The following is a 14,808-nucleotide window of genomic DNA, read 5'->3' as shown; positions in this document are numbered from 1 at the left end:
AACACTCTGCCAGACAGCCCGCTCCGAACGCCTATTTTGTCGGCATTCGGGGCGGGCTGTGTTCGTTAACATTACGGTTAATAAATAGGCTAACCCGTTTGTTAGAATCCACACAGCATTCTCATATACAACCATTTACATTCATCATAGCATACTATACTACCCTCCTTCCTAAACCACCCCCGCCATGGCCCGGCTCGACCCCGAACTGCGCTACCTGCTTGATCAGTTCTCGGCGGCTCCAACCGCAGTAGCAGCCCCCAACGCCACCACGCCGATCCGGGTAATGCTTACCTACGCCAACGACCTGCAACCACTGATTGACCTTGGTTTCACCGTCGATAGCTACCACGAAGAGCGGGTTGCCGGTTACATCACGCTCCCCGGCCTTGCCGCCCTCGCCAACCACCCCAACACCATCCAACTAGCGAAATCAGGTACGTATTACCCAACGCTAAACGACAGTATACCCAACATACGAGCCAATGAGGTATGGCAGGTAAACGCGGGCAATGGCACATTTACCGGCAACACGGGGCGGGGTGTCATCGTGGGCATTGTTGATACGGGTATCGACTACCGCCATAAAGCGTTCCGGAATGGTACCGATTCACGCATTCTGCGTATTTGGGATCAGTCCGTACCCTTCGCGACGGAGACTTCATCCGGCAAACAGGCCCCCACCGTACCTACCACCATCACCAGCCCTAAAGGCGTTGAATACGTTCAGGAGAAAATTACAGATGCCATCGCTGCGGCCAATCCGCTGAGCATTGTAGGGCAGATGGATATTGACGGACACGGAACGCACGTGGCCGGAACGGCGGCCGGTAATGGGTCGCAATCGGGGGGATGCCACGGTGGTTTTCACTACGTTGGCGTGGCACCGCAGGCCGACCTGATTGTGGTGAAACTAGATCATTTCGGGAGGCAGCCCGACGGGAAAAGCCTGGGTGCCGGCGATGCCGATATCCTCAATGGGGTCAGGTACGTCATTTTTCACGCTATCCTGCTGGGTAAGCGGGCAGTAATCAACCTCAGCCTTGGGGGGCAGGTGGGGTCACACGATGGCATGGGCACTCTGGAGCAAGACCTGAACATTCTTCAGCGGGTGAACACCGACGTAGCCTGCATTGTCATTTCGGCTGGCAACGAAGGCAACGATAACTTCCACGCCCAGACCGACGTGCCTGCCAATGGAGCTGTGGAGCTGACCATGACGGTCCAGACGTTTGTGGAAGAGCCGCACGACGAAACCATTGAGATCTGGTACGACCCGGCCTTATCGCTTACCTGTGCCGTTCAACCCGACGGAGGAGCCTTTACCGCGGCTGTCAATAAAACAAGTGCTCAGACATTTGTGGGTATCAACAACGGCGGCGACGTGCGCATCGACGGAGATGCCGGCTTCGGTAATTCGCTGGACGAATCGTTTGCCATTCGACTTATTCCACCCGCCAACGGGAAAAGTAAGGCAGGCACCTGGCGCATCAGGCTAACCAATCCCGGTGCCGCGCCCGTGCCCATTCACGCCTGGCTAACCTCCTTCGGCAAAACGGGATCGTCGCTCACCAACTTTGTCAATAACCGTTGCACCCTGTCTGAACCCGGCTCTGCCGAAGAAGTTATCACCGTAGGAAGCCACCGACTGGGTACGTTCCTTGGTATTAACGACGGAAATATATCCGATTTTTCCAGTCGGGGACCGACCCGCACCGGCCTCTTCAACAAGCCCGATCTCACCGCCCCCGGCGAAAATATCACGGCACCAGGCATTACCAAGGACCGAACAGAAGTAACTGATTACCTGTGCTTTAAGTGTTGCTGTGACTGTTGCGCCGATTTCTATGTCGATATGCAGGGCACCAGCATGGCCGCTCCCCATGTAACGGGTGCGGTAGCACTGATGCTGAAAAAAGACCGGACGTTGAACCACCGGGCCGTAAAAGCCCTGTTGATAGCCAACGTATTAATCGATGCTCAAACCGGCAGCATCATTCCAAATCCTGACTGGGGGTTTGGCAAGATAAACGTGGCAAAGGCCGTAGATGCCGTTACAGAGACACCGTCGGCAGCACCGGCTACGCCAGCCCCCATTCCGGCACCAACGCCCATGACGGCCCTGCCCCACCGGCAGCTGATCGACTTGCAGGAGCGCTTTCTACGCACTACCCGCGGGGCCGAATGGCGGGGGCTGATACGCACCTACGCGCAGGAGATTAACCAGCTCATCAACAGCAACAAACGCGTGGCTACGGTCTGGCATCGCAGCGGCGGCCCGGCCTGGGTGCGGGTGGCGTTTCAGATGGCAGCTACCCCCACCATGCCCCTGCCCGACGTTGCCAACGGCTACAACCTGCAAGCGGGCATCGACAGGATGCTGACGATTCTTAAACGCTACGGCTCGGCTCCGCTGGTGCAGTTGCTGGGTCAGTATGAATCCGATTTGGCCCTCGTACAACCGGGCCGGAGCCTGCTACAACTGCTCGATAGCCTCGACGAACCCGTTCACGCCGTTTAACCCCACCCGCCATGCCCGCCACCACCGGAACCGTTGAACGCATTGCCCTTGAACTGGGTACGCTGCTGTCGCCGCTGAAAGACCTGCTCGGCCCCGCCATCTTCGACCAGCTGGGTGTGCAACTGCCCGCGGTGGTGGCGGGCAATGCCGGCGTGCAGACCAGGCTAACCGAGGCGGCCACCAAAGCAGGTGAGTTGCCCCCACGGGTGCAGGCCCTCGCCACGGCTATTGGTGGGGGCGACACAACGGCTATTCTGGCGGCGGCAGTGCCGTTACTGGCTACGGTAGGGCAGTTGATCGACAAAATAAAGGCCGCCGGCGATGCCGTTTCGGCGCTGGCCGTAGCCCTCCCCCCCGCCGACCGTGACCGGCTGAAACCACTGGCCGACAGCCTTCCCAAACGCGTTGTCGACTACATGCTGGTGGGCTACATGGAGCAGAAAGTACCCTCGCTCACCACAGTGCTGACGGTATTGGGTATGGTCGAGCGCGAAACCAAACTGGCCTCACCCCTGCAAGTCCGCAACTCGCCGCGCGACTTTGTGCCCCGCGGCGTTCATTTCGACCGGTTAGCTACCTTGTTTCAACACCCCGACCAGTACCTGCGCGATCAACTTGGCCTGGGTAGCCCCACCTTCGACGGGCAGGTGCTGTTTCGGAAGCTACAGGCACTGCTTGAGCGTTTCGGCCTGCCTGCGGCCATCTACACCCCTCCGGGGCAAACCCTGACACTCGATGCATCTATTTTCCACCTCCAACTCGATACATCGGTTAGTCCGCCGGGGCTGAAATGGGGGCTACACCTGCCCGGCGAATTGACCCGGACGGTGACCGTCCCCTTTTCGCCACTCTGGAAGGGCACCGTTGCGGTAGATGCGCATTTCCTGGCGGGAATCGACGGCACGCTCCGGCTGCCCTTTGCGCTCACGGCCAAACCGCCCAGCGGCACCATTGCGCTGGATGTACTGGCCGGTGTGAAGGCCGAAAAAACGGGCGACGAACGAATCATCCTGATAGGGGCCACGGGCGGTACGCGCCTGCAGGCCAAGTCTATTGGTGGCAGCGTAGGCGTAAATGCCAACATCAGCACGGGCGGGGGGAGCGTGGTACCTGCCATCCAGTTTCGGTTCGACGAGGGCAAGCTCATCATTGACTTTTCGCAGGGCGACGGCTTCATCCAGAAGATCCTGTCGGGCATCCGGTTCGAGGCTGACTTCGCCCTGCTGGGCAACTGGGACCCGCAGCAGGGCCTGCGGTTGCAGGGCAGCGGCGGTGTGGAAATCTTTATTCCGCTGCACCTCGACCTGGCCATTATCAAAGTGCAGGGCCTCTATATCTCTATCGGCTTTTCTACCGACGCCCCGCTGAAGCTGGGCGTGGCGGCGCAGTTCAGCACCAATCTGGGGCCGCTGAAGGCCGTTTTAGACCATATCGGCACCACTATTCCGATCACCTTTCCGGCCGACGGCAAGGGTAATCTGGGCTTTGCCAACATCGCGTTTGGGTTTGCCCCGCCCAACGGCATCGGCCTGTCGCTCGACGGGGGTGGGTTCAAGGGTGGTGGCTTCCTGAAAATTTTCCCCGAAAAAGGCGAGTACGCCGGGGTGCTGGAACTGGAGTTTCAATCCCTGTTTTCGGTGAAAGCGATTGGCATTCTGAACACCAAAATGCCCGATGGGTCGCCGGGGTTTTCGCTCATCATTCTCATCACCGCCGAATTCCCGCCCATTCAACTGGGCTTCGGGTTTACGCTGCTGGGCGTGGGCGGGCTGCTGGGCCTGAACCGGACCATGGTGGTAGACAAACTGGCGGCGGGTGTCAAAGATGGGTCGCTCAACAACATCCTGTTTCCCACCGACGTAGTCGCTAACGCACCCGCCATCATTGCGTCTATCGGGGGTGTTTTCCCGCCCAAAAACGGGCAGTTTGTGTTTGGGCCAATGGGCAAACTAGGCTGGGGAACGCCCACGCTCATTACGGTGGAACTGGGCCTGATTATCGAAGTAGCCAACCCGGTGCGCATTGCCATTCTGGGCGTGATCCGGTGCCTGCTGCCCGAAGAACACCTGCCCCTGATCAAAATTCAGGTCAACTTCATCGGCGTACTCGATTTCGAGAAGGAGGAGCTAAAATTCTACGCTTCCATCTACGATTCGCGGCTGCTGGCGTTCACGCTGGCGGGCGACATGGTGCTGCTCATCAACTGGGGACAAAACAGCAATTTCGTCTTGTCGGTAGGAGGCTTCCACCCCGCTTTTTCGCCCCCGCCGCTGGGTGTGCCCGCGCTCACGCGACTGACCATTGCCCTGCTGGATGGCGATAATCCCCGGCTGCGGCTGGAGGCATATTTCGCTATTACGTCCAATACGGTGCAGTTTGGGGCCAAACTGGAACTGTACGCGTCGGTGGCTATTGCCAGCATCGAGGGTTTTCTGGCGTTCGACGTACTCATTCAGTTTTCGCCGTTTCACTTCATCGCCCGGATTCAGGCGGCCCTGTCGGCGAAGATTGCAGGCATCACGCTCTTTGCCGTGGGCCTCGATTTCACGCTGGAAGGCCCGGCCCTCTGGCGGGCCTACGGGTCGGCGCGGGTGTCGGTGTCGTTTTTCTTCTTCAGCGTCTCGGCCACGATCAAGTTCGACGTCAGTTGGGGCGACCCCGCCGATACCAAACTGGACCCCGTCACGGTACTCCCCAAACTGGTGGCGGCCCTCGGCGACCGGCGCAACTGGCGGGCGCTCATCCCACCCGATGCCCATCAGCAGGTAAGCCTCCGCGAGCCTCCCGCCGACGCCGCGGGCAACAACCCCGACGCCGACAAGCTGATCGTCCATCCGTTCGGCATCCTGACGGTGAGCCAGAAACTGGTGCCGCTGAACCTGGAGGTACAACTACTTGGCAATCAGGCAGTAGACGATGCCATAAAGACGTTCCACATTGAACGGGTGCAGGACAAAAACGGCAACGCCTTCGCTACGGAAGCCGTGAAGGAGCAGTTTGCGGTGGCGCAGTTTGTGAAAATGGACGATGCCCAGAAGCTGAGCCGCAAGGCATTTGAGCAACTCGACAGTGGCATTCGGCTGGCGGGGTCGGCGCGGTTTGCGGTGGGAGCCGTAGCCATTCGCACCATCCGCTACGACTTCAAGTACCTGGTTAAGAAAAAGTTGATCCGCACCATGGGCAGCCTGCGTTTGCTGCGCGCCGAACTCTTCGCCACGCTTCTCGGCGGCAGCGCGGTCACGAAATCACCCCTGTCTGCGGCGGTCCGGGCCTCGTCGGCACTCGCCCCGGCGGCGATGGCCCTGACCCCCGAACGTTACGTGGTGAGCTTTGCCGACACCCTGCAACCGGCCCGTGCTGATTTGCATTTCGCCGATGAAGCCTCGGCATATAGCGCCATGAATCAGCTACTAAGAGACAAGCCTGAGCATAGGGGCAATGTACAAGTGGTGGCGGGATATGCATTAGAATCTTAGGTGGCTTCGTGTGCGGCACTACCCCACCCCCGACCCCTCCCCTGAAACCAGGGGAGGGGAGACGAGCTAAAGAAGCCATCAATTGAAAACAAACTTGATTATGAAAGTCAACTCAACTCTGGTAAGTCTCCCCTCCCCTGGTTTCAGGGGAGGGGCCGGGGGTGGGGTAGCGCCGCACGCGAAGCCACTTGAGAATGCCACTACTAACTGCTAATTGAGAAATGAGCACCACCAACCAATACACGTTTCTGTCCTGGGCACGGAAAGGCCTGGTCAACAACATCTCGCCGGCAGCGGCGGGGGGTGTGCGGGCGGCGGTGGAATTAAGCGTCGTCGTAAACGGCCAAACCGTCTCGCAGAAGGCCGAAGTGCTTGGCCCACAAGATGTTATTGGCATCAGCCCCGACATGGTCATCCGCACGGAGCCGCGCCACTGGATCACCGATTTCGAGCCGAACTTCCTGTCGTTTGTCGAATTTTACGAGGAAGATTTTCCCTGGCGCTACACGCCCCAACTGCCCGACGGCACCAAACTGCCCCCCTGGCTCACGCTCATTGCCCTCCACCCCGACGAATTCGAGGCCGACGACCGTACCCACCCGCTGCCGTCGATCAAGATTCTGACCGATGCCGCGAAGCTCTTTCCCCCCGCCGATCAGCTTTGGGCCTGGGCGCACGTCCACGTTAACGGGGCAATCAACAACGCGGCGGATTTAGACGCGGTGGTGGGCCAAAACCCCGACAGGGCGTATTCAAGGCTGTTTTGCGCCCGGAAACTCAAGCCCGAACAGCCCTACCATATGTTTGTGGTGCCCACCTATGAACTGGGTCGGCTGGCCGGGTTGGGGCTACCCGTAACCGATGCGTCGCTGTTTGGCAGAATCGCCGCCGAGGGCAAAGGCGCGGGCACGGCCTTCCCGTACTATTACAGCTGGTATTTCCACACGGGTAAAACCGGCGACTTCGAATACCTGCTCACGCTGCTGGAACCCTATACCGCCGACAAGGACATTGGGCGGCGCGAGATGGACGTGTCGAACCCCGATTTTGGCACCGAATGGACCGAACCCGACAAGACGCTGGGACTGGAAGGTGCCCTGAAGTCGCCCAAGATGGTGTCGGACAAATGGCCCTTGTCACCCACGCCATTACCCGATTTTCAGACGGGTTTACAGCGGCTGATCAACCTGCCCGAAAAGCTCGTGACGCTGGGTGATCCTACGCCCGTGGTGACGGTGCCGTTTTATGGTGCGAAGCATATTCTGGAGAAGGAAATTGCCATCACCAATAACCCCGCGCAGGATTTCTGGCTCACCGAACTCAACCGCGACCCGCGCAACCGCACGGCGGCGGGCTTCGGTACGAAGGTGATCCAGACCCATCAGGAATCATATATGCGCACGGCCTGGGAACAGGTAAAGCAGGTCAACGACATCAACCAGCGTATCCGGCTGGTGCAGATGGCTATGCAGGCGGGGCAGCGGCTGTTTGTAAAGCACTTCGCGGCACTGAATCCGGCCAAAGCCCTGGTTATCACGCAGTTGATGCACACCAAAGTCACCAACAGCCCTACTACCATTCGCCATGCCATCAGCCAGAGTCAACTGCCGCTGGCGGCGGTGAGTGCTACGTTTCGGCGCATCACCCGGCCCGGTGGCACGCTCATCAGGCGGTTTGGCGGGGCCGTGCAAACCGCCGACCTGGTGGAAGGGCTGAACAACGGTACGCTCACTACCGCCCCGCCGCAACCTAAACTCGGCGACACCAACACCGTGGGCGAGGTCGTGACCCAACCCCCCAACACCGACTGGATGCCCGACGGGCTACGTCGGTTTCTGGCCAGACTCAACGAGTGGCTGGTGCTGCTGATTGGGTTGTTGATTGGGGTTATGCTGCTGGCTGTGGGCCTGCTGGTACTCAGTCTGGTCGTGGCGGCACTCGCCGTACTGGGGTTCGTGCTGATCCGGTATGCCAAGCAGAAACAACAGGTGCAGGACGTACTCAATGCCGAAAACCTCACACCCGACCTGGTCGATAAACTGCCCGCACGACCTGGATTCAAGGTTTTCGACGCCGATGCCCCCGAACAGCCCGTTATAAACACCAACATCATCACCGGCCTCTTCGCCGACTTTGGTCCCGACAGTAATGACGCCGCCCGGTTCAAAACGGCGATGCGCGATCTGTTTGTCTTTACCGGCAGCGTTCCGCCCCGCCCGCCCGTGCGGCGCCCCCTGGATCTGGCGCAGGTGCAATCGCGGCTATTCGCCGTGATCGAACCCCGCGCGGCCATTGCCCGTCGGTTTGCGGGCACGGTGTTTATGCCCGACTGGCTCACCCTGCCCCCTGCCCAACTGCACGACGTCATTGTGCCGGTGATGGCTTACCCCGACTTCAAAAATCCCATGTATCGCCCCCTGCGCGACCTGGGCAACGACAACATCTGCCCCGGCATTGGGCGCATTCCGACAAACAAAATTACGCTCCTGCTCACCAATTCGCCATTTGTGGAGTCGTACATGGTGGGGCTTAACCACGAAATGGGCCGCGAACTGCTCTGGCGCGAATACCCCACCGACCAGCGCGGATCGTATTTCCGCACGTTTTGGGAGAAAAGCGGGTTTGCCGTACCCCCGCCCGGCCAAACCGCCGAGCAACAGGCCGAAGCCGAAAAAGACATACCCAGGCTGCACACCTGGGGCAAGCGTACGCAGCTGGGTGCCCACCCCAACCCCGCCCCGGCGTCGGGCGTAAAGCCGCCCGAAAAAGTGGTGCTCACCGTGCGCAGTGACCTCTTCAAACGGTACCCTAATACGGTGGTGTTTGCCCAACGGGCGAAGTGGCTGGGGCAACCCGGCGGCGAGCGCGAAATGGACGAGACGCTGGAAGTGACGCCCGGCATGGACTACAACACCGACATCATCAAGACGCCGCGCTTCGGGGCCGAGTTTATCCCCGACGTGAAATGCTTCGGCTTCGACCTCACGCTGGAACAGGCAAGGGGCGACGCCACCGACCCCGGCTGGTATTTCGTGATCATGGAACGTCCCGGCGAACCCCGCTTTGGCATGGACGAACCAGACCCCGCTTTTAATTACGCCACGCCAACGCCCATCAAGCTCTGGAACGACCTGACCTGGGGCCACCTCACCCCCACCAAAGTGGCCTACGACCAACTGGACGTACTGAAACTAAACGAGTTCCGCACGCCAACGCTAAACGGACCCGTCCCCAGCGATCCCGACGACAAAGCCCAGCGAAACGAAGACAACGGCCACAGTTGGCAAACCGAAGCCGCCAGTATGGCCTATATTCTCTACCAGGCTCCCGTCAAAGTAGCCGTCCACGCGACGGAAATGCTGGATGGGGTTAATGAATGATACCCATGCAACCATTTGATAACGACCGATTTAACCTCCGGCAGGTGCGCGACGAGAAAAACCAGCTCTCGGCGACACTGGCGCAGCTACAGCGTGAACAGGAACAACTCGACAAGGCGGCGGAGGCGGCAGCGCGGGCGGGGAATCAGGACGAACTGGGGCAGTTGGGGCAACAGCGCGAACGGCTGCGCGGGCAGGTAAAAGCAACCGAAGCAGGGTACATGGGGGCCAAACAGAAGGCGTTTGAAGGGCTGGGGCAGTTGGTGGAGCGCTACAAGTCGCCGCAGGAGTACATCGGCTTTTGGGACGATCACCTGCCCATCCTGCTTTTTCCGGTGCGGGTGGAAACGCGCTTTGCTCCCACCGTGCAAGGCAACGCGCCCGAACTTTGGGTGCGCATTTACCCCGACGATGCTACGGTGGTGCAGCACAACCCCGACCTCACCGCCGCCGAACTGGACGCCGCCAAAACGTTCTGGTTCGAGACCTGGAAAGCCGACACCGACGCCCAAAAACTCGGTGCCTGGGCCACGCTGGTACAAGTGGGGGGATCACGCCGCGCCGCCTGGATTGCCCGCACCACCCAGCCCGCCAACATCGACCAGACCGATGCAGCTGTATTTGATTTTCCAGCCGACAACGTACTGCTAGCCAACGGTTTATTGCCCAACGAAATCAAACCGGGCAAGGTCTACTGGCGCAGTCTGTGGTTCGGAACGGACCCTGCCGAAGCACAAACGACGCTGGAAACCGCCGTAGGAACGGGCCGTGCAGACGCCGTAAAGCTGGCGACCAAACCCGCCAACTGGGCTGCGTTGTCCGGCAAAACACCCACCGACGAATTTGACCGGGTAGTCATCCTGGGTGGCCCCCCCGAAGGTACGCCCGCCACGGGTCAGCCCGCGAGTTATGCCGAGGTGCTGCCCGATCAATTTGTGGTGATCGGCTACCGCAATGAGCGCAAGGTATTTGAGGTAGTTGGCAAGCCCGTACCCGACCGTATCTGGCTGTCGCCCAACGTCAGCCCGCTCGACGGGGGCATCAGCCGGGCGGCGGATGGAACGCTGGAATTTACCGGCGACCTGGCCTGGATGAAGGATTTCGATGCCGCCGTAGACATGGGTCTGGGGCTGCGCATTAACCTTCAACAGGCTATCAACCAAACCGTTGTTACGGAACAACAAGGCACGCAGGCGGTGGCCGACGGGCTATTGCGTGAGGTGCTGACGCTGGGCATTACAAAACTGCTGGTGGTGGGTATCAACGCCGTCGATGGGTCGGAGAATGGGCCGGTTTTGCTCGAAAAGCTGTTCGATAATCACCATTACGGCCAAACGGGGCTGGGCTTTATTCCGCAGGGAACGCCCACCAACAACACCGAAGGCGACAACGCCGGGCACCGCGGCGAACCCGATGCCGCCGACAGCTACGCCCTCGAACGTCAGGGGCCGCTTTTCACCGATCAGGCCAACGTGCCGTTCCACCAGAAAGTAAACGGGCAGCGCACCGCCGAGTATCTGGGTATTCAATCGACTGTTTTTCAACACATTGCCCACAGTCCCGATACCGAACTGGCCGAGGCACAGGCCATGAACGTGGCCCTTTACAACGCCACGCTGGCCTATTACCTCGACGAGATGCTGGACCCGCTGGTATCCCGCGCCGATCAACACCGGGTATTCAGGTTTTTCACCAGCTACGTCAGTGCGCGGGGCAGTTTGCCCGCCCTGCGCGTGGGCAAACAACCCTACGGCATCCTGCCCGCCACGGCCCTCGACCGCTGGCAGTGGACCAACCCCGAAATGGTGGAGGGCCGCTTTTTTGTGGTGCCGTTTTACCAGAAAATGCTGAACCTGCTTCGTTTTTTCAACAGCCAATGGGCTGGTTTGCAGCAGTTTGCGTCGCATGCCGGGCAGAGCGGCGGGGCGTTGACCAGCAACCAGCAGTTTCTCGATTTGCTGGGCCTGCAACCCACCTCGGTGACGTTTGCGCAGCGGTGGCTCTACGGCAAGCAGTTCATCCGCAACTTCACCTACATCCTGCTGGGCCGCGACGCCACGCGCGAGGCGGTGGCGCAGTGGAAGGCGCGCGCGGCAGCACTGCTGGCCCAGTTGGGCATCACCACCGAACCAGCCATCGCGGGCAAATTTTTCAACCACCCGGCCCTGTCGCTCAAGTCCGTGCCGCCCATTGACACCTTGCCCCTGTCGGAAACAGACACCGTTCAACCCCTGTTCAACCATACCGACGGCACCGCCGGACCAAACTATATCGAGTGGATCAGGCAAAGCAAACAAGCTGACATTCAGTCGAATAACATACTGAACGACGAGAACAAACGGATCGATGCGCCGAAAACGCTGCTCTATGCCCTGCTGCAACACGCCACCCAGAATGCCTACTGGGACACGGCCATGAAGCTGTTTGAAGACTACAAAATCGTGGACCGCGCGGCACGTCGAGAGGTAGAAATGCGGCATATCGCCACGCCACGGGAAGGCAATCAGCAGGTGCGGCAGTGGTCGCGGGCCGATTATTTGCAGGCCGACGTAAGCAATATTCCGGCGTTGGGCGTGGCTAATCAGACAATGGGCGCGTACCTGAGTCAGCGGGTGTCGCTACCCATCTTGCCCGACTCCAACCTGCATCTGGTACAAGAGGCCCTTACTAAACTTGAAAAACTGCCCACCGCCCGCCTGGAACGCCTGTTGGCCGAACACCTCGACCTGTGCAGCTACCGCCTCGACGGCTGGCTGAACGGCATCCTGCAAAAACGCCTCGATTACCTCCGCTACGAGTTCCAGCCGCCCAATCAGGAGGGCAACGGCAGACCGCGCCGGGGTACATACCTGGGCGCATTTGGCTGGCTCGAAAACATCCGCCCCGCCCACGCCCGGCCCGTGGTAGAAATAAAACTGCCACCCGAACTAAAGGCGCGGGGCATTGTACTCGAAGCCGCCCATGAGGGGTCGTTTATTCATGCCCCCTCCCTGCCGCAGGCCGTTACGGCAGCCCTGTTGCGCAGTGGCTACCTGGCCCACGCCAGCCGAACCGAAAGTGAGCGTAACCGACTGGCCATCAATCTATCGTCGGCACGGGTGCGGCGGGCCATGTGGTTTATTGACGGCATCCGAAAAGGGCAGGAGCTGGCCGCGCTGCTGGGCTATCAGTTCGAGCGGAGCCTGCACGACACCAACCTCGACGTGCATATTTATCCCTTCCGCGAGCGGTTTCCGTTCAAGATAAAAGAGGCCGATGTGCCCGCTGGTGGGTCTATTGAGGCGGTTTCGGCGCGGAACGTGGTAGACGGTTATGCACTGGGCAACGAAACCACCGCCTATCCCTTTGGCCGGACGGATTTGCCCCTCGCCACATCGACGGAGGGTAAGGGCATTCTGGCTGCGATTGCTGACTTACGCAACGCGATGGATGCCGTAGCCGACCTGCTGCTGGCCGAGAGCGTGCATCAGTTTGTGCAGGGCAACCACCTCACGGCGGGGGCCACGCTGAAGACCGTTCAGGAAGGACATAACCCCGCCATTCCCGACCTGGTGCAGACACCCCGCAACGGCCACGCGATCACGAACCGGGTGTTTCTGGCCCTCGACTCCACCGCCGCCACACCCGCCAACGCCACCCCCCGCGTGCTGGCCGACCCCGCCCTGAATAAGTGGCTCACCGATTTGCTCACGCCGTCGCTGGTGCAAACGCGGTTTATCGTCGAAAAAACACGCGCCAATGGCACCACCGAACAGGCCGAGATTAAGCTGGCTGACCTGAAGCTATTTCCCGCCGATTTGATTAACCTCGTCGACAATCAACAGGTTGATCTCTTCAAACGCGTGTTGTACGAATACCGACGCACGCATACCGTTGGGGCTGGCGAAACCATCCGGGTGCTGCCCGACGCACCGTTGATCACCGTCGGGGCCACGTCGTTTGGCGTAGCGCTTCCCCTGCTGCGACACGTGCAGCAACTGATTCGGAAGGGCCGCGCCCTGACGGCAATGGATTTCCGCGTGCCCGGCGAGAGTAAACCCGGTGACAAAACCAACATCGGCAATGTGGCTATCGGCGAATTAACGGGGCGGGTGACGAGCCTGAAAAATGCGCTCCAGACGCTGCAAACGGCCTTCGGTGCGGCCCTGACTACAGCGGGCGACATCATCAAAAACGACCCTGCCACCGACAAGCTACCCAACCTGCGCGACCTGATCGTGGCGAACCACCCGGCCTGGGAAACCCTGTTGAAAAACGCCGCCGACTTCGACGTTCCCGAAGCCTTCCCCGAACAGCCCGTTGCGTTCACCAACGCCACCGTCGACGCCGATTTTGGCTATTCCGACGCGGTAAAAGACCTGGCCAAACTGTTCGACAATCAGCTTTATGGCAGTCCCAACAACCGCCCCGCGTTCCTGTTTTTGACCCAGTTGCTGGTGGTGCGCAACAAGCTGACGCAGAAGGTTGCGGTGATGACCAAAGCCCTGACCGACGCCGCCAAGCCTGGTCTGAGCATCGACGCGCAACTGCCCCTGCTGGCCGAGGCCGTCACCGCAGGCTTGGGTACCGCGCTGGTGCTGCCCCGCTTCTCGCTCGAAAACGCAGCCGAGGTGCAAATTGCGTTTCAAAATCAGGCTAAAGCCTTGACCTTCAAGCGCGAACAATTACTGGCTGACCTACCCACGCTGAGCACACCGGCGGCCAATTTGCTCATTATGGAGGAATGGCTACAGGGCGTAAGCCGCGTTCGACCACAGATGGGGCAGTTGGAACGTCTGAAACTCGCCGCCGAGCTAGGCACCGACACGCCCGGCACGGCCCTGTCGGTGCTGCAACTGCCTTACCTCGCGCAGCCGTATTGGGTGGGCTTAGACCTGCCCGAAACCATGCCCGACCCCAGCGACGCGACCAAGACCGTCCCGCTCGTGCTCGACCGCGACTATCTGTCGATCATTACCGTTGGCCAGGGCGCGGCTCCGGTCTTCGGCAACCCGCAGTGTGGCCTGTTGCTAGACGAATCGACAGAGGTGATTCCCACGAAATCGACTACGACGGGCCTGGCGGTGAACTACAACCAACCCAATGCCGAGTCGCCGCAGTGTATGCTGCTGGCGGTGTCGCCCACGCTGCTCGGCAACTGGACGTGGGACAACCTCGTGGCGATCCTGAACAGCACCCTCGAACAGGCCAAACGCCGCGCCGTAGAACCCGACCACCTCGCCCTGCACTCAAACCTCGGACAGCTTCTCCCCGCCACCATCACCGCGCAGGGGTCGGTTCCCGATGCCAGTATATCGCTGAATTACAGCAGATTGTATGAAAAAGTGTTCAAAGTCTAACGTTCAAGGTTTAAAGTTAGCTGGCGCGGGTGGCTAGGTGCTTTGGCTTCTTCAACAGGCTGTTTTTGTCATCCCGACGGCAGGAGGGATCC

The 14,808-nt window shown here is 60.0% G+C and carries 4 protein-coding genes; all 4 read left to right on the top strand.

Annotated features, from left to right (window positions below; translation table 11 throughout):
* The first annotated feature begins 187 nt into the window (after positions 1-187).
* The 4 genes from J2I47_RS02055 to J2I47_RS02040 all read left to right on the top strand — a co-directional run bounded on the left by J2I47_RS02055 (position 188) and on the right by J2I47_RS02040 (position 14,716).
* Positions 188-2,521, top strand: coding sequence for a S8 family peptidase (locus tag J2I47_RS02055; RefSeq protein ID WP_207362881.1), 2,334 nt, complete (start codon positions 188-190; stop codon positions 2,519-2,521).
* A gap of 11 nt (positions 2,522-2,532) precedes the next feature.
* Positions 2,533-5,997 (top strand): DUF6603 domain-containing protein, encoded by a 3,465-nt coding sequence (locus tag J2I47_RS02050; RefSeq protein WP_207362880.1) that lies wholly within the window; start codon positions 2,533-2,535, stop codon positions 5,995-5,997.
* Between the two features lie 221 nt (positions 5,998-6,218).
* Positions 6,219-9,377 carry a hypothetical protein gene (locus tag J2I47_RS02045; RefSeq protein ID WP_207362879.1) on the top strand — a complete coding sequence of 1,053 codons (3,159 nt, stop codon included), beginning with the start codon at positions 6,219-6,221 and terminating at the stop codon, positions 9,375-9,377.
* A 5-nt stretch (positions 9,378-9,382) separates the two neighbouring features.
* Positions 9,383-14,716, top strand: a complete 5,334-nt coding sequence (locus tag J2I47_RS02040; protein ID WP_207362878.1) for a hypothetical protein — start codon at positions 9,383-9,385, stop codon at positions 14,714-14,716.
* The last annotated feature ends 92 nt before the right edge of the window (positions 14,717-14,808 follow it).

This window comes from Fibrella rubiginis, assembly GCF_017353185.1.
GTDB lineage: Bacteria > Bacteroidota > Bacteroidia > Cytophagales > Spirosomataceae > Fibrella > Fibrella rubiginis.
This window is presented reverse-complemented; position numbering and strand designations above follow the sequence as displayed.